Genomic DNA, 20,391 nt, shown 5'->3' with positions numbered 1-20,391 from the left:
ACTTAACAGTTAAGCAAAAATTTGCCCGAGATGCTCGCGGTATTCTGCGATAAAGCGCGGAACATCAGGTACTTTCATGACATCGTTAGCGATAAATGTCGGCAGACCTTCCATTCCCAGGAACTGATTCGCTTTGTGGAATGGCAGATAAACGCCATCAACACCCACGCCATGGAAGAACTGTTCTTTGTCTTCAAAGGCTTGCAGCGGGGCGTTCCAGGTCAGAGAGAGCATATAGGTTTTGCCCTGAATCAGACCGCCGGAACCATACTTTTTCTCAGCGTCAGAACGGGTACGGCCATCGCTGGCATACAACGAACCATGGCCTTCAGTGAACACATCATCGATGTATTTTTTCATTGTCCACGGCGCACCCATCCACCAACCCGGCATCTGGTAAATCACGGTATCGGCCCACAGGTACTTTTCGACTTCTTCTTTTACGTCGTAGTCGCTGTCGGTGCGAGTGACCAAAACATCATGCCCGAGGTCGCGCAAAAAGCTTTCCGCGACGTCGGTCAGGGTGTCATTGAGTTGGCCGTTAGAGTGGGCGAATTTTTTCGCGCCATTGATAATCAGAATATTGCTCATCGTGAGTTCTCGAATAATTGCGTTTGAGGCGCAGTTTAATGTGAAATCTGTCACGATTAAATGCTCCTGACGGCAAAGACTTTTGCTTTAAACGCAACAATCAGAGAGTGAACCGGTTTTTACCAACGGATCCTGACCTGGAAACCACCCTTGTCGCTATTCAAAAATAGCGCCTGCATTGCGTGTAAAGCAGCAATGCGCCGCACAATGGACAACCCCAGTCCGCTGCCGGTTTTTTCCTGTCCTGGCGGGCGGAAGAATCGCTCGCCCAGCGAGGTTAAAAACTCCGGGCTGACGCCTGGTCCATTGTCGGTAATGGTTATTTCGCGACTTTGCAAAACCACGTTTACCACGCTGCCACGCGGGCTATAACGTACGGCGTTATCCAGCACGTTTCTCACCATCAAACTAAGTAACAGCGGTTGCCCCTGGCGTTTGACGCTTGCGTCCTGGATATCCAGGCGGATATCGATACCTTCGCGTACCGCCTGGTGCCACGCGTCCATTACGGCATTTTGTAGCAATGACTGAAGTTCGACTTCCTGCACGTCGTCCAGACCGGCTAACGAATCAAGGCGGGATAATGTCAGTAACTGATCGACCAGACGTGTGGCGCGCTCAATTCCCTCACTGAGATTATTCAGGGCATGATCGCGAACTGGCTCGTCGTTTTGTGCAAGTTGTGCGACTTCAGCCTGCACTTTTAATGCCGCAAGCGGGCTGCGTAGTTCGTGTGCCGCATCGGAGGTAAAGCGTCGCTCACGCTGCATTAATTCCCCGGTGCGGGAAAATAGCTGATTAAGCGCAATCACCAGCGGGCGCACTTCTTGTGGCAACGATTGACTCGGGATTTCGCTGTCATCGTCAGCTTTGCGGGTGCGTAACTGATTCGCCAGTTTGTGAAGTGGGGCGAGGGCGCGACTCACCAGCCATACCAGAAGAAGTAAAATCAGCGGGAGTGCGATAAGCCAGGGCGTGAGCTGTGAGAATACAATATCCAGCGCCAGATCTTCGCGGTATTCCCATTCCTGGCCCACCACAATACGGTGTTTTCCGTCAGGCGTGGTGACCCACACCATGCGCCATTTATCGTCGTCACCCGCCAGTTTACCGTCGACAAAACCGTCGCGTTGGTAGCGATAATTGAGGTTACGTCCATTGTCGCCATCATTGAGTAACAGCCTTCCATCAGCGGTGTAAATGGCGAAGGCCAGCGTATCGTCGTCCTGTTTGCCGCGATGATGAGAAATCATGCTTTTGGTGCGCGGGAGCTGTGTTTCACCCTGCACATTATCAAGGTTTAACGCACTGAGACGTTTGGCAAACAGTACCTGCTGGGTATCAAACAGTTTGTTAAGCGTTTTACTGGTCTGGTGCCAGGCGGCGATGCTCGCACCTGCCCACGCGAGTAGCGTCAGCAAAATATATCCGGCGATTAATCTGGCGCGTAAACTTTGAGTCAGCGTTTTGATCATTCTTCGCCCAACGTATAACCAATGCCGTGCACGGTGCGGATAAACCCGCTGCCGAGTTTGCGGCGTAAATGGTGGATATGCACTTCCAGTGCATTTCGGGAAACCTCGTTCTCCCAGTTATAAAGTTTTTCTTCGATTAGCGTGCGCGGTAATACACGCCCGGCGTTACGCATAAATAACTCCAGCAAGGCAAATTCTTTGGGCTTTAATTGCAAGGCCTCACCTTCGCGAGTGACGGTTAATTTAATCGGATCCAGTTCCACACCCGCATGATTAAGTGTCGATTGAACTTGCCCATGATTACGGCGAATTAAAACCTGAAGCCGGGTGGCAACTTCTATTAACGCAAAGGGTTTACACAAGTAATCATCGGCACCGAGTTGCAACCCCTCGACACGTTGTTCTAATGCGTCACGCGCGGTTAAAATTAGCACTGGTTCGCTGCGGCCGTTACGACGCCAGGTTTTTAGGATATCCAGGCCATCAATTCCCGGTAGACTTAAATCGAGAATAACCGCGTCGTAGGGAGCGAGCGCCAGCGCCGCCTGGCCCTGCAGGCCATCGGTAAACCAGTCGACGGTAAAGCCCATTTTCGTTAGCCCGGCATTGAGTCCATCACCAATGAGCTTATCGTCTTCTATAAGTAAGATGCGCATGGTTGTTCCTTGTTAACCATTTTCCGCCAGTAAATAACGTATGACCGGGCGTTGTACAGTGGAAAAGCGTGATGACGGAAACTGGGCAACAGTTTAGAAAAAAATGCGTAATTGCCGTGAAGAATTAAGATCCCGTTAAGATCTACAGCGTTAAATAGGCTCTAAGAAATCATTCATATAGGGAAAATAAACAATGAAAAAAATAGCCGCTATTTTGACTATTCTCGCAATCACCGCTGCACCTGCCATTGCGGCACAACAAGGTGGATTCGCGGATCCAAACGCTCAAGCGACCCAAACCACCACTCAGAACCAGACGGCGGGTGGTTTTGTTGGCCCAAGTGGCAGCAACACTACCGCAGCCCAGGCGAAATCATTGTCTGATGATACGTGGGTTACGATGCGCGGTAAGATTGAATCACGCATTGGCGGTGATCATTACATTTTCCGCGATACATCCGGCACCATTAACGTGGATATCGACAACAAACGCTGGAATGGCCAGACCATCACCCCGCAGGATACGGTTGAAATTCAAGGGGAAGTGGACAAGGACTGGAACTCTGTTGAGATCGACGTAAAACAAATTACTAAAGTTAAATAATTTCCCCCAATGAGCCGCATTTCGCGGCTCATTTCATATCACCCCACTTCACTCAAAGATACTCACTCAACTGTGACTACGACTGCCAGATAGGGTACTATCGGCACCAATTACGCCGTTTATACCCGTCATATTTCAAGCTGCATGTGCATTGGCTGCACTCACTCACCCCAGTCACTTACTCAAGTAAGCTCCTGAGGATCCCTGAGTTTGCCGCCTGCCTGCATCTCGAATTATTTAAGGTATGTGGCCACACTCGGCTCGTCAGTTTGAGGATGAATAATTAATGAGTGATTTAACTCATGATGGTGCAGAACGCCTTGCGCTGCACGAATTCACGGAAAATGCGTATCTCAACTATTCCATGTACGTCATTATGGACCGCGCCCTGCCTTTCATTGGTGATGGGTTAAAGCCGGTACAGCGTCGTATCGTCTATGCGATGTCAGAGTTGGGATTAAGCGCCAGCGCTAAATTCAAAAAATCAGCCCGTACCGTCGGTGACGTTCTGGGTAAATACCATCCGCACGGCGACAGTGCCTGTTATGAAGCGATGGTATTGATGGCGCAGCCGTTCTCTTATCGCTATCCGTTAGTTGACGGGCAGGGGAACTGGGGTGCGCCGGATGATCCGAAATCCTTCGCCGCGATGCGTTATACCGAATCGCGTCTGTCAAAATATGCAGAAGTCTTGCTGGGTGAGTTAGGGCAGGGGACGGTCGATTACGTGCCGAACTTTGACGGCACCATGCAGGAGCCGAAAATGTTGCCTGCGCGTCTGCCGAATATCCTGCTCAACGGTACCACCGGCATCGCGGTCGGGATGGCAACAGACATTCCTCCGCATAACTTGCGTGAAGTGGCGAAAGCCGCCATCACCCTGATTGATCAGCCAAAAACCACGCTCGATGAGCTGCTGGATATTGTGCAGGGGCCGGATTACCCAACAGAAGCTGAAATTATTACTCCACGTAATGAGATCCGTAAAATCTACCAGAATGGCCGTGGCTCTGTGCGCATGCGTGCTGTATGGAAAAAAGAAGATGGCGATGTGGTTATTACAGCGTTGCCTCATCAGGTTTCTGGTGCTCGTGTACTTGAGCAAATCGCCAGCCAAATGCGCGCTAAAAAGCTGCCAATGGTTGAAGACTTGCGCGATGAGTCGAACCACGAAAACCCGACGCGTCTGGTGATTGTTCCCCGTTCCAACCGTATCGACGTCGAGCAGGTGATGAACCACCTGTTTGCCACCACCGATCTTGAGAAAAGCTATCGCATCAACCTCAATATGATTGGTCTGGATAACCGTCCGTCGGTGAAAAACCTGCTGGAAATCCTGACTGAATGGCTGGTATATCGCCGTGAAACAGTGCGCCGTCGCCTGAGCTATCGTCTGGAGAAAGTGCTCAAACGCCTGCATATCCTTGAAGGTTTGCTGGTGGCGTTCCTCAACATTGACGAAGTGATTCATATCATTCGTACCGAGGATGAGCCGAAGCCGGTATTAATGTCGCGCTTCGAGTTAAGCGAAACGCAGGCTGAATCTATCCTCGAGCTGAAATTGCGCCATTTGGCAAAACTCGAAGAGATGAAGATTCGCGGCGAACAGAGCGAACTGGAAAAAGAACGTGACCAGTTGCAGGGCATTCTGGCGTCTGAACGCAAAATGAATACCTTGCTTAAGAAAGAATTGCAGGCTGATTCAGATGCTTATGGCGACGATCGCCGTTCACCATTGCGTGAGCGTGGCGAAGCGAAAGCCATGAGCGAACATGATATGACCCCGTCTGAACCGGTCACCATTGTGCTTTCACAAATGGGCTGGGTGCGTAGCGCCAAAGGCCATGATATTGACGCGCAAGGGCTTAACTACAAAGCGGGCGATAGCTTCCTGGGCTCCGCCAAAGGTAAGAGTAACCAGCCGGTGGCGTTTATCGACTCCACCGGGCGCAGCTATGCGCTGGACCCAATTACGTTGCCATCGGCACGTGGGCAGGGCGAGCCGCTGACCGGCAAACTCACGCCGCCACCGGGTGCCGTTGTCGAGCATGTGTTAATGGCGCCAGAAGACCAAAAATTGCTGATGGCTTCTGATGCAGGTTATGGTTTCGTTTGTACCTTCAATGACTTAATTGCGCGTAACCGTGCGGGTAAAACGCTGATTACATTGCCGGAAAACGCGAAAGTGATGCCGCCGATGGAAATCTCAAGCGCAGATGATGTGCTGCTGGCGATTACCGCCGCCGGGCGTATGTTGATGTTCCCGGTCGCTGATTTACCGCAACTGTCCAAAGGGAAAGGGAATAAAATTATCTCGATTCCTGCTGCGGAAGCGGCAAAAGGCGAAGACAAACTGGCGCATTTGTTTGTCCTGCCGCCACAAAGCACCGTTACGCTGCATGTGGGTAAACGCAAAATTAAACTTCGCCCGGAAGAGCTGCAGAAAATCACTGGTGAGCGCGGTCGTCGCGGTACGCTGATGCGAGGCTTACAACGCATCGACCGCGTAGAAGTGGATTCCCCGCTGCGTGCCAGTGCGGGTGACAGCGAAGAGTAATCGAATGCTGGCGGGTGCAAGACCGCCAGCTCGATATGTTTGATGCTAAACCAGGTCATATATCCGAACTACTTTGGGGCTCAGGTGGGTTGACTGCCGCTCCAGATATTTAGGGTATACTTGTCAGCGGTTTTGGCTTTTGAGGTTGTTATGCTATCCATAGTACGTTTTATAATCGTTATAATTTATTGCCTGCTGGTGTGCATTTTTGGCTGCATTTATTGCTTGTTCAGCCCACGTAACCCGCGCCATGTTGCTACGTTTGGTCATCTCTTTGGGCGTCTTGCGCCAGTTTTTGGTTTGAAGGTTGAAACTCGTTTACCCGCGGGTGCCGAAAATCATCCAACGGCGATTTATATCTGTAACCACCAGAATAACTTCGACATGGTGACTGCGGCGAATATTGTCCAGCCGCCAACGGTGACCGTCGGGAAAAGAAGCCTGCTGTGGATCCCGTTCTTTGGCCAAATTTACTGGCTGACCGGGAATATGCTTATCGACCGTGATAATCGCGCTAAAGCGCTGAGCACCATTTCCCAGGTGGTGGCGCAGATTCAGAAACGTAAAATTTCGGTCTGGATGTTCCCGGAAGGCACGCGTAGTCGTGGTCGTGGCCTGCTGCCATTCAAAACCGGCGCATTCCATGCTGCAATTGCTGCGGGCGTGCCAATTATTCCGGTGTGTGTTTCCAATACCAGTAATAAAATTAAGTTAAATCGTTTGAACAACGGTTTGGTGATTGTGGAAATGCTGGATCCAATTGATATCAGTGGTTATGGCAAAGATCAGGCACGTAAACTCGCTACTCACTGCCGCGATATCATGCGAGAAAAAATCGCCGAATTAGATAAAGAAGTCGCGGAGCGTGAAGCTTCCGGCCGAATTGAAAACAATCAGGCGAATTAATCGCTTTTTAATTTGGCGGTATACCCAAAATAATTCGAGTTGTGGGTAGGCGGCAAGGGAGCTTATTCCCAGGAGCTTACTTTAGTAAGTGACTGGGGTAAGTGAATGCAGCCAACACCCCCACAACTTGAAGTATGACGGGTATTTGTACCGCCCTACGATAGTCAGTTTCACATGGAGTAATTATGTCACTCAGTCGGCGTCAGTTTATACAGGCATCAGGAGTCGCACTTTGTGCAGGCTCGGTGCCACTGAGGGCAAATGCGGCAGGAATGCAGCAACCTTTACCCGTTCCTCCTTTATTGGAATCTCGCCGTGGTCAGCCTTTATTCCTGACGTTACAACGGGCGCACTGGTCATTTACTGGCGGCGCTAAGGCACCGGTTTGGGGTTTGAATGGGCGTTATCTGGGGCCGACTATCCGCGTCTGGAGCGGCGATGATGTGAAGATGATTTACAGCAATCGTCTGCAAGAAAACATCGCCATGACGATTGCCGGTTTGCAGGTGCCAGGCCCGTTAATGGGGGGTGCGGCGCGCATGATGTCTCCGAATGTCGACTGGGCTCCCGTTTTGCCAATTCGCCAACAGGCCGCGACGCTTTGGTATCACGCTAATACGCCAAACCGTACCGCGAAACAGGTCTACAACGGCCTGGCTGGCATGTGGCTTATCGAAGACGAAGTCAGCAAATCGTTACCGATCCCCAACCACTATGGTGTCGATGACTTCCCGGTCATCATTCAGGATAAACGCCTCGATAACTTCGGTGCGCCTGAATATGAAGAACCCGGTAACGGCGGCTTTGTCGGCGATACCTTGTTGGTGAATGGTGTGCAAGGGCCGTATGTCGAGGTTTCTCGCGGTTGGGTGCGTTTGCGTTTGCTTAACGCTTCTAACTCGCGCCGCTATTTGCTGCAAATGAGCGATGGCCGTGCGATGCACGTGATTTCAAGCGACCAGGGTTTTCTCCCGGCACCTGTTTCTGTGAAGCAGCTGTCACTGGCGCCGGGTGAGCGTCGCGAGATCCTGATTGATATGACTGACGGCAAAGAAGTGTCGATAACCTGCGGTGAAGCCGCCGGTATCATGGACCGCATTCGTGGCTTCTTTGAACCTTCGAGCATACTTATCTCAACACTGGTGCTTACGCTGCGTGCCACCGGCCTGCTGCCGTTGGTGACAGATACTCTGCCAATGCGCTTGCTACCGGAAGAGATTATCAATGGCAATCCGTCGCGCAGCCGCGACATAGCTCTGGGCGATGACCCGGGTATTAACGGCCAGCTTTGGGATATGAAGCGTATTGATATTCAGACTCAGCAAGGTACCTGGGAGCGCTGGACGGTGCGTGCCGATGTGCCGCAATCTTTCCATATCGAAGGTGTGAGTTTCCTGATTAAAAACGTCAATGGCGCGGCACCGTTTGGTGAAGACCGTGGCTGGAAAGATACGGTCTGGGTTGATGGGCAAGTCGAGCTACTCGTCTACTTTGGTCAACCTTCCTGGGAACATTTCCCGTTCCTCTATTCCAGTCAGACGCTTGAAATGGCGGACCGTGGTTCTATTGGACAACTGTTAGTACAGCCTGCGCCGTAAACCACCCTCACCCTAACCCTCTCCCTGAGGGAGAGGGAATAATCGGCGTTCCCCGTCTCCCTGAGGGAGAGGGAATAATCGGTGTTCCCCGTCTCCCTGAGGGAGAGGGAATAATCGGTGTTCCCCGTCTCCCTGAGGGAGAGGCAATAATCGGTGTTCCCCGTCTCCCTGAGGGAGAGGCAATAATCGGTGTACCCCTTCTCCCTGAGGGAGAGGGAATAATCGGTGTTCCCCGTCTCCCTGAGGGAGAGGGAATAATCGGTGTTCCCCGTCTCCCTGAGGGAGAAGGAATAATCGGTGTACCCCGTCTCCCTGAGGGAGAGGGAATAATCGGCGTTCCCCGTCTCCTTGAAGGAGAGGGAATAATCGGCGTTCCCCCTCTCCCTCAGGGAGAGGGCCGGGGTGAGGGCCTTGAATTTTAACATAGCAATAACACTTCATTTTTGACCCCATACCAGCGTATAATCGCCGGCTTTGGTTATTTTTAAATCATTTTTTATTCATTTTTCGGAAGCATTATGAGCTCTATAAGCTTGATCCAGCCCGATCGCGAACTCTTTTCGTGGCCACAATACTGGGCAGCCTGTTTTGGCCCGGCACCGTTTTTACCCATGTCACGTAAGGAAATGGACGAGTTAGGCTGGGACAGCTGTGACATCATTCTGGTTACCGGAGATGCCTACGTTGACCATCCAAGTTTTGGTATGGCGATTTGTGGCCGTATGTTGGAAGCTCAAGGCTTCCGCGTGGGGATAATCGCCCAGCCAGACTGGAACAGCAAAGATGACTTCATGCGCCTGGGTAAACCGAACCTGTTCTTCGGTGTGACTGCGGGCAACATGGATTCCATGATCAACCGTTATACCGCGGACCGTAAACTGCGTCATGACGATGCGTACACGCCTGATAACGTCGCGGGTAAACGCCCGGATCGTGCCTCGCTTGCCTATACCCAACGCTGTAAAGAAGCCTGGCGTGATGTGCCGGTTATCATCGGCGGGATTGAAGCGAGCCTGCGTCGTACTGCGCACTACGATTACTGGTCTGATACCGTTCGTCGCTCCATTCTGGTGGATTCCAAAGCCGACATGCTGATTTTCGGCAACGGTGAACGTCCGCTGGTGGAAGTGGCTCATCGCCTGGCAATGGGCGAGAAAATCGACGAAATTAGCGATGTGCGTAACACCGCGATGATGCGTAAAGAAGCGATGCCAGGTTGGTCTGGTGTGGATTCTACGCGTCTGGATATGCCTGGCCGTATCGATCCGATCCCCCATCCATATGGTGAAGATTTGCCATGTGCAGAAACCGGTAAACCAGAAAAGCCAATCAACGAAGCGCAAGCAATCGTTGTGAAACCTGCGCCAATGAAGCCGTGGGAAAAAACCTATGTGTTGCTGCCGTCGTATGAAAAAGTAAAAAACGACAAAGTTCTCTACGCGCACGCATCACGTATTCTGCACCACGAAACCAATCCAGGTTGTGCTCGTGCATTAATGCAAAAACACGGCGATCGTTATATCTGGATCAACCCGCCAGCGATCCCGCTTTCCACCGAAGAGATGGATAGCGTGTTTGCTCTGCCTTATAAGCGCGTTCCGCATCCTGCCTATGGCAAGGCGCGTATTCCTGCTTATGAGATGATCCGCTTCTCGGTGAATATCATGCGTGGCTGCTTTGGTGGCTGTTCATTCTGTTCTATTACCGAACACGAAGGGCGCATTATTCAGAGCCGTTCAGAAGACTCGATCATCAACGAAATTGAAGCGATGCGCGACACCGTTCCAGGCTTTACCGGCGTGGTTTCGGATCTGGGTGGCCCAACCGCCAACATGTATATGCTGCGCTGCAAATCGCCGCGTGCAGAACAAACCTGTCGCCGCCTGTCTTGCGTTTATCCGGACATTTGCCCGCACATGGATACCAACCATGAGCCGACGATCAACTTGTATCGTCGCGCCCGTGAGATTAAAGGTGTGAAGAAGATCCTTATTGCATCCGGTGTTCGTTACGACATCGCAGTAGAAGATCCTCGTTATATCAAAGAGCTGGCGACCCACCACGTGGGTGGTTATCTGAAGATTGCCCCTGAGCATACCGAAGAAGGGCCGCTTTCTAAGATGATGAAGCCGGGGATGGGCAGCTATCAGCGCTTCAAAGAGCTGTTTGATACCTACTCTAAACAGGCTGGCAAAGAGCAGTACCTGATTCCTTATTTTATCTCCGCGCACCCAGGTACGCGTGACGAAGACATGGTGAATCTGGCACTTTGGCTGAAGAAAAACCGCTTCCGTTTGGATCAGGTGCAGAACTTCTACCCATCGCCGCTCGCGAACTCCACCACCATGTATTACACCGGTAAAAACCCGCTCGGTAAGATTAGCTATAAGAGTGAAGATGTGGTGGTGCCGAAAGGTGATCGCCAGCGTCGTCTGCACAAAGCGCTGCTGCGTTACCACGATCCGGCTAACTGGCCGATGATTCGTGAAGCGCTGGAAGAGATGGGTAAAAAGCACCTGATTGGTGGCCGTCGTGAATGTCTGGTGCCTTCGCCAACGCTTGAAGAGATGCGCGAAGCGCGTCGCTATAACCGTGGCGCTCGCCCTGCATTGACGAAACACACGCCAATGACGCATCAGCGTCGTGCTCCTGCTGCCGGTGCGAAACCAACAGCGGGCGCTAAACCTGCTGTCGGTGCTAAGCCTGGCGTCGGGACAAAACCTGCGGCTAAAACTGCGTCGAAACCTGCAAACAGGAAGCGTCCGGCTTAGTTCTTGCCCTCACCCTAACCCTCTCCCACAGGAGAGGGGATGGTTCTGTTTCCCCTTATCCAACAGGTGAGGGTTGTTCTGTTTCCACTTCTCCCACAGGTGAGGGGTTTTCAGTTTCCCCCTCTCCCTCAGGGAGAGGGCCGGGGTGAGGGTTGTTCCAAATCTTAACTCCCAAATACATCCGGGTCTGGTCCCAGACGCTTATTGCTATCCAGCTTTGCAATCTCGCTTAATTCGTCTTTATCAAGACGGAAATCAAACACGTCAAAGTTCTCAGCAATACGCGATGGTGTCACCGATTTCGGAATCACCACCAGGCCGCTATCCAGATGCCAGCGGATCACAATTTGTGCCGGCGTTTTGCCGTACTTGTCAGCCAGATCGCGGATAATTTTCTTGTCGAACACACCTTCACCGCCCTGAGCCAACGGGCTCCACGACTCGGTCTGGATCTTGTGTGTGGCATTCCAGGAATGTAGCTGGCGCTGTTGTAGCAGCGGATGGAGTTCTATCTGATTGATAACTGGTGAGATACCTGTTTCATCAATCAAACGCTGAAGATGGTTGAGCTGGAAATTACAGACGCCGATACTTTTGACCAGACCCTGTTTTTGTAGCTCGATGATCCCTTTCCAGGCTTCAACATAATGATCTTTGCTCGGCACAGGCCAGTGCATCAGATAGAGATCGACGTAATCGAGTTGGAGCTTTTCGAGGCTCTCTTCCAGTGCCTGACGTGGACGTTGCTGATCGTCGTTCCACAGTTTGGTGGTGATAAACAGTTCTTCGCGAGGGATACCCGCATTTTTTAGCGCACTGCCTACGCCGTCTTCATTTTTATACGCGGCGGCGGTATCAATGGATCGATAGCCGACTTCCAGCGCTTTATCGATTGCAATCTGAACCTGATCGTTGCTGGCTTGCCAGACACCGAGGCCCAATTGCGGCATCACATTCCCATCCTGGAGCTTGATTACAGTTGGAGTAGCCATGTATTCCTCCTTAATGATTAAACCCGCATATTTCAAGTTGCAGGGGCGTTGGCTTGCCTGCAACTTGAATAATTTAGGGTTTAAGTCTGGACCAAATACTCAAAAACGAGAACCAAATGACTAAATTACTTAGCGTGCAGCTTCGTAAATACGACGGCTGACATCCAAAGTAATGTCTTTGTGTTCACCTAATTGGGTCATACCTTTCTCTTCGAGTTTCACCAGTAATGCCGGGATAGAACTGCCATCCAGACCATAGGCGGACAGGCGAGTTGGCGCGCCCATTTGCTCGAAGAAATTACGCGTTGCAGCGATGGCAGCATCGATACGTTCTTCTTCGCCACCGGTGGTGATGTTCCACACACGCTCCGCGTATTGCAGCAGTTTGCCGCGTTTCTCGTTACGTTTTTCGTTCAGCAAAGAAGGCAGAACCACCGCCAGAGTTTGGGCGTGATCCAGACCGTGCATGGCGGTCAGTTCATGGCCCAGCATGTGCGTTGCCCAGTCTTGCGGTACGCCAGCACCAATCAGGCCGTTTAACGCCATGGTTGCTGCCCACATTACGTTGGCACGGACGTCATAGTTTTCTGGCTCTTTCAGCGCAATCGGGCCGTCTTCAACCAGCGTTAACAGAATGCCTTCGGCAAAACGGTCCTGAACTTTGGCGTTCACCGGATAAGTCAGGTACTGCTCAACGGTATGGACAAACGCATCCACCACACCGTTTGCCACCTGACGTGGTGGCAGGGTGTAGGTGTAAACCGGGTCAAGAACAGCAAACACCGGCTGAACGTGCTCAGACATAAACGCTTGTTTGTCGCCGGTTGAGCGGCGAGAAACCACAGCACCTTTGTTGGATTCAGAACCGGTTGCTGGCAGAGTCAGAACCGAGCCCATTGGAATGGCGCTTTTCACGTCGTTACCGTGAGTTAACAGGATATTCCATGGGTCGATATCTGCTGGGTAGTTGGCTGCTGCCGCGATGAACTTAGTCCCATCCAGCACGGAACCGCCACCTACGGCTAACAGGAAGGTGACTTTCTGCTGGCGAACCACTTCAACCGCTTTCATCAGCGTTTCGTAAGTTGGGTTCGGTTCGATACCGCTAAACTCCAGAACATCCAGCCCTTCAAGTGCGGAATAGACCTGGTCCAGCACGCCGTTTTTCTTCACGCTGCCGCCGCCGTAAGTGATCAGGACGCGAGCATCGGCTGGGATTTGAGCACGCAGGTCGGAGATGGCACCTTTACCAAACAGGATGCGAGTCGGGGTATGTAGGTTAAAGTTGTTCATTATGAGGTTCCCGTATGGATTGGTTGAAGATAAAGCTTATCGAATTTGATGGTAGCCATTGTCGGCTTCAGGTCGCTATCTCTCAATGCTTATTCCTGCCTTTATCTTGCCTATTCCTCCAGAGCGCTGGAGAAATGAAACGATTAGTTGCACACTGACATCGTCAGAAAAGCCATGCGGAGTGTGGGAAAATGAAGCGTAAAGCGATTTGTCAGCAGTTAACCAATAAGATTAATTATCTGATACAAAAAGAAAATAATGGGCTTGGCTCACTACCGAACGTCAGTTTGCTGTATGGCACGAAACCCTATGCACGTACGCCGGTGATGTATGAGCCGGGGATCATTATTCTCTTTTCCGGCCATAAAACGGGTTATCTGAACGATCGCGTGTTTCGCTACGATGCCAACGAATATCTGCTGCTGACGGTACCGCTTCCGTTTGAATGTGAAACCTTCGCCACCCCGGAAGTGCCGCTGGCCGGGCTGCGCATTAACATCGATATTTCGCAGCTTCAGGACTTGCTGATGGATATCGGTGAAGATGATTTATCGCACCCGCAAACCTGCTCAACCGGGATTAACTCCGCTGAACTCTCCGAAGAGATTCTCTGCGCTGCCGAGCGTTTACTGGACGTGCTGGAGAACCCGCTCGACGCCCGTATTCTGGGTAAACAAATTATCCGCGAAATCCTGTATCACATTCTGGTGGGCTCGTGCGGTGCCGCGCTGTTAGCGCTGGTCAGCCGGCAGACACATTTCAGCCTGATAAGCCGCGTGCTGAGGCGTATCGAAACCCAGTACACAGAAAATCTCTCAGTCGACCAACTCGCCGCAGAAGCGAACATGAGTGTCTCGGCGTTTCACCATAACTTTAAGTCGGTGACCAGCACCTCGCCGCTGCAATATCTGAAGAGCTACCGTTTGCACAAAGCGCGTATGTTGATTTTGCACGATGGCATCAAAGCCAGTACCGCGGCGATTCGTGTGGGATATGAAAGTGCATCGCAGTTTAGCCGTGAGTTTAAGCGCTACTTTGGCGTCACTCCGGGTGAAGATGCCGCGCGGATGCGGGTGATTTAACAAGAAGAGAACAGAGACAGCAGGGCGGACAATTTGATGTTATCCACCCTGCAAATATTTATGCGGGATTAAACTTCTTACGGATGACGACAAACAGCGTTCCGATTAAGCCTGCCACCAGAAGCACCATCGGCAGCACCATCAGGCAAGTCATGACCTGATCTTCGTGGCGTTTCACAAATGGGATCATGCTCAAGGCATAGCCCAGGCTGCTCACACTCCCGACCCACAACAGCCCGCTTAACCAGTTGAATACCTGGAAACGACGATTGCTGAGGCCTGAAATCCCCGCCATGGTTGGCAACAGCGTGCGGACAAACGCTAAAAAACGCCCAGCCAGCAGCGCGAATAACCCGTGTCGATCAAACATCACCGTTGCGCGCTGGTGATATTGCGGCGGCAGTTGCTTTAGCCAGCCTTTAACCGTTTTGGTATTACCGAGCCAGCGCCCCTGGGCGTAGCTCAACCAGCAGCCGAGACTCGCCGCCGCGGTGAGAATAAGTAGCGTTGGGACAAAACCCATGACCCCTTTCGCGATGAGCGCTCCTGCGAGTAATAGCAGACTGTCGCCAGGCAAAAACGAGGCGGGCAGTAATCCATTTTCGAGAAACAGCGTCGCAAACATGACGCAATAAACCACTCCAACAACATGAGGGTCCGCGAGTGCAGCAAAGTCATGTTGCCAAAGCGCCTGAACGATATTATGTATAACAGCCATGGCAAATCCTGTGGAACCGCTTTATTGGGCGCGTCTGAATCTATAGTAGTTAGATTAGGTACACCTTAAAATTTTCGGCGTACCTTTTTTGAGAACATAGTGTTTTGAGAACATAGTGTAACGCTAAATGGCCTGCGACACCTTGATCATAGGCTCAACAAATCATCATCAATTTAGAAAAACTGTCCTCTCAGGCATCCACATCTGGAAAATTCAGGCAATACGCTGGAAACCTGCATCGAGATCAGCAATCAAATCGTCAACATTCTCCAGGCCAATATGCACACGAACTAACGTACCGGAGAAGTCGATGCCCCCTGCAGGGCGAATCTCTGCCAGTTCTTCCGGCTGGTTGGCCAGAATCAATGACTCAAAACCACCCCACGAATAGGCCATACTAAAATAACGGAAATGGTCCAGGTAATGCTGATATTCATCATGACTTAAGCGCTTTTTAAGCACGAATGAGAACAAGCCGCTGCTACCTGTAAAGTCTCGTTTCCAAAACTCGTGGCCTTTACTGCCAGGTAACGCAGGGTGATTAACGCGTTCAACCTGCGGGTGTTGCGCCAGCCATTCGGCAACTTTCAGACTGCTTTCATGATGTTGACGCAGGCGCACACCTAAAGTGCGTAAACCCCGGCTGGTCATATAGGCGGTATCCGCATCCAGCATCTGCCCCATCAGATAAGAGTTCTCACGCAGTTGATCCCAGCAACGGGCGTTAGACACCGCCGTCCCGACCATCGCATCCGAATGTCCAATCAGGTATTTGGTGCCCGCCTGAATCGAAATATCAATGCCGAAATCGAGCGCTTTAAATAAAATACCCGCCGCCCAGGTGTTGTCGATCATGATGATGGCATCGGGGGCTACGCTGCGTACTGCCTGAACAATTGCTGGAACGTCATGTACTTCCATTGTGATGGAGCCAGGCGATTCCAGAAATACAACTTTAGTATTGGGTTGCACCAGTTCAGCAATACCTGCGCCAATCATCGGGTCAAACCACGTGGTGGTGACGCCGAGTTTGGCGAGGATTTTGGTACAGAAATCCTGGCTCGGTTCATAGGCGGTGCCGGTCATCAGCACATTATCGCCATGCTCAACGAATGCCAGAATCGCATTGGCAACGGCTGCAGCGCCACAAGGATAAAGCGCGCAACCCGCACCGCCTTCCAGTTCGCACATCGCTTCTTGTAACGAGAAATGGGTGAGGGTGCCACGGCGACCATAAAACAGCTCGCCTTGCGCGCGGTTTGCTGTGGCTTGCTTTTTGGCTTCGACCGATTCAAAAACCAATGATGACGCGCGTTGAATGACGCTGTTAACCGAACCCTGGGTGAATTTCTTATCGCGCCCGGCATTAACCAGCGCCGTTTCAATGTGCTTTTTACTCATCTTCACTTTACCCCGTTTACCCATCTGGATGTCCAAATCTAACTTATCATGCTTTTGCTGCGTAAGCGCAAGGAATCCATGGACAATTTCAGGCACTCTTTAAATACTAATGAGAACTACTATCAATTCGATGTCGTTTTGATATTATTGCGCACAGTTTGAGTAATATTTCGTGGTGGAGAGTAAGAGTGACGAATAATTTGATGCAGACAGACCTCTCTGTCTGGGGCATGTATCAGCATGCTGACATCGTGGTAAAGATTGTGATGATCGGCCTGATTCTGGCCTCTGTCGTCACCTGGGCAATCTTCTTTAGCAAAAGTGTTGAGCTGACCTCGCAAAAGCGCCGTCTGAAGCGTGAGCAGCAACAACTGGCTAATGCCCGCTCTCTGGATGAAGCCAGCGAAATGGCTGACGCTTTTGATTCGAAAAGCCTGAGCACGATGCTTATCAATGAAGCGCAAAATGAGCTTGAGCTTTCCACTGGCAGTGAAGATAACGAAGGCATTAAAGAGCGTACCGGTTTCCGCCTTGAGCGTCGCGTTGCGGCGGCAGGTCGTCACATGGGACGCGGTAATGGCTTCCTTGCGACCATCGGTGCGATTTCACCCTTTGTCGGTCTGTTTGGTACCGTCTGGGGCATCATGAACAGCTTTATTGGTATTGCGCAGTCGCAAACCACTAACCTTGCCGTTGTGGCACCGGGTATCGCAGAAGCATTGCTGGCAACGGCTATCGGCCTGGTTGCAGCAATCCCAGCGGTTGTTATCTATAACGTGTTTGCCCGTGTGATTGGCGGTTATAAAGCCTCTTTAGGTGATGTCGCCGCTCAGGTTCTGCTGTTGCAAAGCCGTGACCTGGATTTGGCTGCAAGCTCTCAGTCTCGCCCGGTACGTACAGCTCAGAAACTGCGTGTAGGTTGATCCCATGGCAATGAGTTTTAACGAAAACCACGACGATAACGGCGAAATGCATGAAATCAACGTGACACCGTTTATCGATGTCATGTTGGTGTTGCTGATTATCTTCATGGTAGCAGCGCCGCTTGCGACGGTTGATGTGAAGGTTAACCTTCCAGCGTCCTCAAGCCAGCCGCAGCCGCGCCCTGAAAAACCGGTCTATCTCTCCGTCAAAGCGGACAAAACCATGTTTATTGGCAATGACGAAGTGACCAAAGAGAGCATGATCAATGCTCTGATGGCTGCCACGGAAGGTAAGAAAGACACCACGATTTTCTTCCGCGCAGACAAATCGGTTGATTACGAAACGATGATGAATGTGATGGATACGCTGCATCAGGCAGGATATTTGAAGATTGGCCTGGTGGGGCAAGAAGTTACGAAACCCCAGTAAACGTGAGTTTCCCCATCTAAAAGAGCATCAACATTTTGAGCGGTCTGCTGGTTAAACAGCAGGCCGCTTTTTCATACCTATAGCCGCTCCGTCAGCGTAGTGGCACAGCAGGCATTGCCGGGAGACATAGTCATGAAAGCCGAACGCCATCAGGAACTGGTTCAACTTGTCGAACAGTACAATAACCTGACGACACAGCAACTGGCGCAATTGTTAGATGTGAGCCAGGAAACGGTGCGGCGCGACCTGCGCGTGCTGCAAAAGCAGGGGAAAGTTGTTCGTCAGCATGGGCGGGCAAAGCGTATTAATCGCGGAGCCGATGAAAGCAGCGACCCGTTTACGGCGCGTCTGAAAAGCCATCTCAACAGTAAAGCGGATATCGCCCACCGAGCGCTTGCCTGGATTGTGCCGGGAATGGTAGTGGCGCTGGATGCCAGCTCAACCTGCTGGTATCTGGCGCGCTTGCTGCCGGATATTCCACTCACCGTTTTTACCAACAGTGAACGTATCTGCCATGAGCTTGGGAAGCGTGAACAGATCCAGCTCATCAGTACCGGTGGCGTACTCCAACGCAAAGATGCCTGCTATATCAAAGCCCCGCTCGCAGCACACCTTAAGTCTCTGGAGATCGATCTGTTTGTGTTTTCCTGCGAAGGGGTCGACAGCAACGGCACGTTATGGGACACGCGCAGCTGGAATGCTGAATATAAAACCCTGCTGCTTAAGCGTTCAGCTCAGTCGATATTGCTGATCGACAAGAGCAAGTTTGATCGTGTGAGCGATGTACGGATCGGTGAGCGGGTTGATATCACTGAAATTATTACGGAAGGCGAGGCGACTTCACTCGCTACAGGTAAAGTTTAACGCCTTATAAATAAGGCGTTTTGTAGTTGTCTTCCAGCAGAGCACGAGTCCGCGACAGCGATTGTGCTTCCTCATCTCTGAGTTGTTGATAAACCGCCTCAAGCCGGGCGAGGATTGCATTTTTCATCCGTGGCTGGTGGGCGAGAATTTCACTGAGCACGGACCCATAAATTTCTTCTTTCACGCGATAAGGATGCATTTGATGGCGGTTGTGCCACTTTTGCTCAACAAGTGCTGAAGTAATATTGATATTTCCTTCCGTAAACCGGGCGATATTTTCATTTTTTATCAGCACCAGCGCGGCGATATTATCACGCAATAAAGTGTTCTCGGGCGTCGTATCGTTTGTTGAAACGGTATCCTGCACAATGGGTAATTGTATATCTGACATTGAGATTACTCGTCGAAGGAATAAAATATCGGCCAGCCTTTTTCCTGGGTTAACTGATTTACCCAGATTTGCGGCGCATGTTGACTTATCTGCAATTTTTTATCTTCTATTAGCATTTGCAAATCGGCCGAACTGATTTTTTCTTGTTCTATAAGTTCATTTAACACCGTCACCATGGCTTCAATTTTCACCGCGCAAAATAAACGCTCTTTTAAATGGCGATCGTTTTCTTCAAGCAGTGTATTTTTTGCCTGCCCGGCGTAATGATTGACGCTGAGAATTGTTTTCTCTAAATCTAAAAGATTATCCCGAGGATTTACGGTTAGGGCGCTATCTTCTGCTGATGGAGTAATTTCAACCTGCAATGCAGGAAGCATGACTGGCACCAGGTTGTTGGGCAGCATTTGAGATGTCCTTTAAAATCAACGGAATGAAGTTCATAGAAACCACGTGTGGCGTTGACATTAGTTTGCCTCAAAATTACTATAAAAAAAACAGGAGCCCTCATGCAAAGCGTCTTTTATTCAATTGTATTAATACTGTTGTTGCTGTGCGGCGTATTGGTGCTAATGCGTGAAAAATCCCATGCCAGAGTCAATCCAATCCCTCAAGCTTCCCCTAAATTAAATTTCTCTGACACCGATGAACGAGAAGATTACTTTGCAAAGTTAATTTCGAAAATAACGCCTGACTATTATTGGCGAGTCAGTCATGAATATGTGGATTTTGCCTACGCCACGATAAAGCAGATGAGAGTCGAAGAGTTGAGTGTGAACCGTGAACTGTTTAATGCCCAGCGGCGATGCAGTGACTTAAATTCAGCCATTTATCGCTATTACGATAACCTGCGCAAACGCTGTGCAGAAGGTGAAAAAGTCCCGTTTGCCGATATTGAAGTACTCAATCTTCGCCAGTGTTTCGATGAGTTCAGCCAGCATGCCTATCCCGAGTTGGTGGCTTTGGTGTGGCCGCATTACCAGCGTCCAGAGGTCGATCTCGCCAACGTTTAAGCACCCCTCACTTTCAGCTTGAATTCCTATCAGGCTGTTTTTTCAAGTTTAATAGCCAGTGTCTATTAATGGACTAAATTATGAGTGGCTAAATTTCACTCACTGGTTATTATTTGCTCACCCAAAAGG

Annotated in this window: 20 protein-coding genes; 10 read left to right on the top strand and 10 right to left on the bottom strand. The window is 50.8% G+C overall.

Annotation, left to right across the window (positions count from 1 at the left end):
* Positions 1–9 precede the first annotated feature (9 nt).
* From WBL83_RS19690 to qseB, 3 genes are all read right to left on the bottom strand, one after another.
* A complete protein-coding gene (locus tag WBL83_RS19690) occupies positions 10–591 on the bottom strand; it encodes an NAD(P)H-dependent oxidoreductase (protein ID WP_424590704.1) in 582 nt (193 codons plus the stop codon).
* A 119-nt stretch (positions 592–710) separates the two neighbouring features.
* On the bottom strand, positions 711–2,066 hold the full coding sequence (gene qseC, locus WBL83_RS19685) for a quorum sensing histidine kinase QseC (RefSeq protein WP_424590703.1): 1,356 nt from the start codon (positions 2,064–2,066) through the stop codon (positions 711–713).
* Positions 2,063–2,722, bottom strand: coding sequence for a quorum sensing response regulator transcription factor QseB (gene qseB / locus WBL83_RS19680; RefSeq protein ID WP_424590702.1), 660 nt, complete (start codon positions 2,720–2,722; stop codon positions 2,063–2,065). The genes qseC and qseB overlap by 4 nt, the downstream gene beginning before the upstream one ends.
* A gap of 193 nt (positions 2,723–2,915) precedes the next feature.
* Between qseB and WBL83_RS19675 the strand changes: the two genes are divergently transcribed.
* The 4 genes from WBL83_RS19675 (at position 2,916) to ftsP (ending at position 8,387) form a co-directional block, all read left to right on the top strand.
* Positions 2,916–3,326, top strand: a complete 411-nt coding sequence (locus WBL83_RS19675) for a YgiW/YdeI family stress tolerance OB fold protein (protein WP_424590701.1) — start codon at positions 2,916–2,918, stop codon at positions 3,324–3,326.
* Between the two features lie 286 nt (positions 3,327–3,612).
* A complete protein-coding gene (gene parC, locus WBL83_RS19670) occupies positions 3,613–5,883 on the top strand; it encodes a DNA topoisomerase IV subunit A (protein WP_424590700.1) in 2,271 nt (756 codons plus the stop codon).
* 150 nt (positions 5,884–6,033) lie between these two features.
* Positions 6,034–6,789, top strand: coding sequence for a 1-acylglycerol-3-phosphate O-acyltransferase (locus tag WBL83_RS19665; RefSeq protein ID WP_424590699.1), 756 nt, complete (start codon positions 6,034–6,036; stop codon positions 6,787–6,789).
* Positions 6,790–6,974: 185 nt separating this feature from the next.
* Positions 6,975–8,387 (top strand): cell division protein FtsP, encoded by a 1,413-nt coding sequence (ftsP, locus tag WBL83_RS19660; RefSeq protein WP_424590698.1) that lies wholly within the window; start codon positions 6,975–6,977, stop codon positions 8,385–8,387.
* Here ftsP and WBL83_RS19655 read toward each other — a convergent pair.
* A complete protein-coding gene (locus WBL83_RS19655; protein WP_424590697.1) occupies positions 8,324–8,812 on the bottom strand; it encodes a hypothetical protein in 489 nt (162 codons plus the stop codon). The two genes, ftsP and WBL83_RS19655, sit on opposite strands and share 64 nt — an antisense overlap.
* 93 nt (positions 8,813–8,905) lie before the next feature.
* Between WBL83_RS19655 and WBL83_RS19650 the strand changes: the two genes are divergently transcribed.
* On the top strand, positions 8,906–11,158 hold the full coding sequence (locus WBL83_RS19650; protein WP_424590696.1) for a YgiQ family radical SAM protein: 2,253 nt from the start codon (positions 8,906–8,908) through the stop codon (positions 11,156–11,158).
* Between the two features lie 164 nt (positions 11,159–11,322).
* On the opposite strand, the gene dkgA is transcribed toward WBL83_RS19650, so the two are convergent.
* Both dkgA and yqhD read right to left on the bottom strand, forming a co-directional pair.
* Positions 11,323–12,150 (bottom strand): 2,5-didehydrogluconate reductase DkgA, encoded by an 828-nt coding sequence (dkgA, locus tag WBL83_RS19645; RefSeq protein ID WP_424590695.1) that lies wholly within the window; start codon positions 12,148–12,150, stop codon positions 11,323–11,325.
* A 129-nt stretch (positions 12,151–12,279) separates the two neighbouring features.
* Complete coding sequence (yqhD, locus tag WBL83_RS19640; protein WP_424590694.1) at positions 12,280–13,443, bottom strand: alcohol dehydrogenase; 1,164 nt, start codon at positions 13,441–13,443, stop codon at positions 12,280–12,282.
* Between the two features lie 191 nt (positions 13,444–13,634).
* Here yqhD and WBL83_RS19635 point away from each other — a divergent pair, with 191 nt between their 5' ends.
* Positions 13,635–14,525, top strand: coding sequence for an AraC family transcriptional regulator (locus tag WBL83_RS19635; RefSeq protein ID WP_424590693.1), 891 nt, complete (start codon positions 13,635–13,637; stop codon positions 14,523–14,525).
* Between the two features lie 58 nt (positions 14,526–14,583).
* Here WBL83_RS19635 and WBL83_RS19630 read toward each other — a convergent pair whose 3' ends face one another.
* Complete coding sequence (locus WBL83_RS19630) at positions 14,584–15,243, bottom strand: DedA family protein (RefSeq protein ID WP_424590692.1); 660 nt, start codon at positions 15,241–15,243, stop codon at positions 14,584–14,586.
* Positions 15,244–15,456: 213 nt separating this feature from the next.
* Positions 15,457–16,644 (bottom strand): cystathionine beta-lyase, encoded by a 1,188-nt coding sequence (gene metC / locus WBL83_RS19625; protein ID WP_424590691.1) that lies wholly within the window; start codon positions 16,642–16,644, stop codon positions 15,457–15,459.
* A 188-nt stretch (positions 16,645–16,832) separates the two neighbouring features.
* Between metC and exbB the strand changes: the two genes are divergently transcribed.
* The 3 genes from exbB (at position 16,833) to fucR (ending at position 18,861) form a co-directional block, all read left to right on the top strand.
* Entirely contained in the window at positions 16,833–17,567 is a 735-nt protein-coding gene (gene exbB / locus WBL83_RS19620) for a tol-pal system-associated acyl-CoA thioesterase (protein ID WP_424590690.1), read from the top strand.
* Positions 17,568–17,571: 4 nt separating this feature from the next.
* Positions 17,572–17,997 (top strand): TonB system transport protein ExbD, encoded by a 426-nt coding sequence (gene exbD / locus WBL83_RS19615; RefSeq protein ID WP_424590689.1) that lies wholly within the window; start codon positions 17,572–17,574, stop codon positions 17,995–17,997.
* A gap of 132 nt (positions 17,998–18,129) precedes the next feature.
* Positions 18,130–18,861: an L-fucose operon activator gene (gene fucR / locus WBL83_RS19610; RefSeq protein WP_424590688.1), complete on the top strand. Its 732-nt coding sequence runs from the start codon at positions 18,130–18,132 to the stop codon at positions 18,859–18,861.
* 4 nt (positions 18,862–18,865) lie between these two features.
* Here the strand turns inward: fucR and WBL83_RS19605 are convergent, their stop codons facing one another.
* Entirely contained in the window at positions 18,866–19,252 is a 387-nt protein-coding gene (locus WBL83_RS19605; RefSeq protein ID WP_424590687.1) for a cytoplasmic protein, read from the bottom strand.
* 5 nt (positions 19,253–19,257) lie between these two features.
* Entirely contained in the window at positions 19,258–19,656 is a 399-nt protein-coding gene (locus tag WBL83_RS19600; protein WP_424590686.1) for a hypothetical protein, read from the bottom strand.
* A gap of 102 nt (positions 19,657–19,758) precedes the next feature.
* Between WBL83_RS19600 and WBL83_RS19595 the strand changes: the two genes are divergently transcribed.
* The gene (locus WBL83_RS19595; RefSeq protein ID WP_424590685.1) at positions 19,759–20,262 is read left to right on the top strand and encodes an ESA_00282 family adhesion-associated protein; all 504 of its coding nucleotides are present in this window, start codon (positions 19,759–19,761) and stop codon (positions 20,260–20,262) included.
* Positions 20,263–20,391: the final 129 nt, after the last annotated feature.

The sequence above is a fragment of the Buttiauxella sp. genome (assembly GCF_049686335.1).
Lineage (GTDB): Bacteria > Pseudomonadota > Gammaproteobacteria > Enterobacterales > Enterobacteriaceae > Buttiauxella.
This window is presented reverse-complemented; position numbering and strand designations above follow the sequence as displayed.

Bases quoted from the DNA above. Each gene is read 5' to 3' on its own strand.
- WBL83_RS19690 (WP_424590704.1), bottom strand. From the start codon at position 591: ATGAGCAATATTCTGATTATCAATGGCGCGAAAAAATTCGCCCACTCT.
- qseC (WP_424590703.1), bottom strand. From the start codon at position 2,066: ATGATCAAAACGCTGACTCAAAGTTTACGCGCCAGATTAATCGCCGGA.
- qseB (WP_424590702.1), bottom strand. From the start codon at position 2,722: ATGCGCATCTTACTTATAGAAGACGATAAGCTCATTGGTGATGGACTC.
- WBL83_RS19675 (WP_424590701.1), top strand. From the start codon at position 2,916: ATGAAAAAAATAGCCGCTATTTTGACTATTCTCGCAATCACCGCTGCA.
- parC (WP_424590700.1), top strand. From the start codon at position 3,613: ATGAGTGATTTAACTCATGATGGTGCAGAACGCCTTGCGCTGCACGAA.
- WBL83_RS19665 (WP_424590699.1), top strand. From the start codon at position 6,034: ATGCTATCCATAGTACGTTTTATAATCGTTATAATTTATTGCCTGCTG.
- ftsP (WP_424590698.1), top strand. From the start codon at position 6,975: ATGTCACTCAGTCGGCGTCAGTTTATACAGGCATCAGGAGTCGCACTT.
- WBL83_RS19655 (WP_424590697.1), bottom strand. From the start codon at position 8,812: ATGTTAAAATTCAAGGCCCTCACCCCGGCCCTCTCCCTGAGGGAGAGG.
- WBL83_RS19650 (WP_424590696.1), top strand. From the start codon at position 8,906: ATGAGCTCTATAAGCTTGATCCAGCCCGATCGCGAACTCTTTTCGTGG.
- dkgA (WP_424590695.1), bottom strand. From the start codon at position 12,150: ATGGCTACTCCAACTGTAATCAAGCTCCAGGATGGGAATGTGATGCCG.
- yqhD (WP_424590694.1), bottom strand. From the start codon at position 13,443: ATGAACAACTTTAACCTACATACCCCGACTCGCATCCTGTTTGGTAAA.
- WBL83_RS19635 (WP_424590693.1), top strand. From the start codon at position 13,635: ATGAAGCGTAAAGCGATTTGTCAGCAGTTAACCAATAAGATTAATTAT.
- WBL83_RS19630 (WP_424590692.1), bottom strand. From the start codon at position 15,243: ATGGCTGTTATACATAATATCGTTCAGGCGCTTTGGCAACATGACTTT.
- metC (WP_424590691.1), bottom strand. From the start codon at position 16,644: ATGAGTAAAAAGCACATTGAAACGGCGCTGGTTAATGCCGGGCGCGAT.
- exbD (WP_424590689.1), top strand. From the start codon at position 17,572: ATGGCAATGAGTTTTAACGAAAACCACGACGATAACGGCGAAATGCAT.
- fucR (WP_424590688.1), top strand. From the start codon at position 18,130: ATGAAAGCCGAACGCCATCAGGAACTGGTTCAACTTGTCGAACAGTAC.
- WBL83_RS19605 (WP_424590687.1), bottom strand. From the start codon at position 19,252: ATGTCAGATATACAATTACCCATTGTGCAGGATACCGTTTCAACAAAC.
- WBL83_RS19600 (WP_424590686.1), bottom strand. From the start codon at position 19,656: ATGCTGCCCAACAACCTGGTGCCAGTCATGCTTCCTGCATTGCAGGTT.
- WBL83_RS19595 (WP_424590685.1), top strand. From the start codon at position 19,759: ATGCAAAGCGTCTTTTATTCAATTGTATTAATACTGTTGTTGCTGTGC.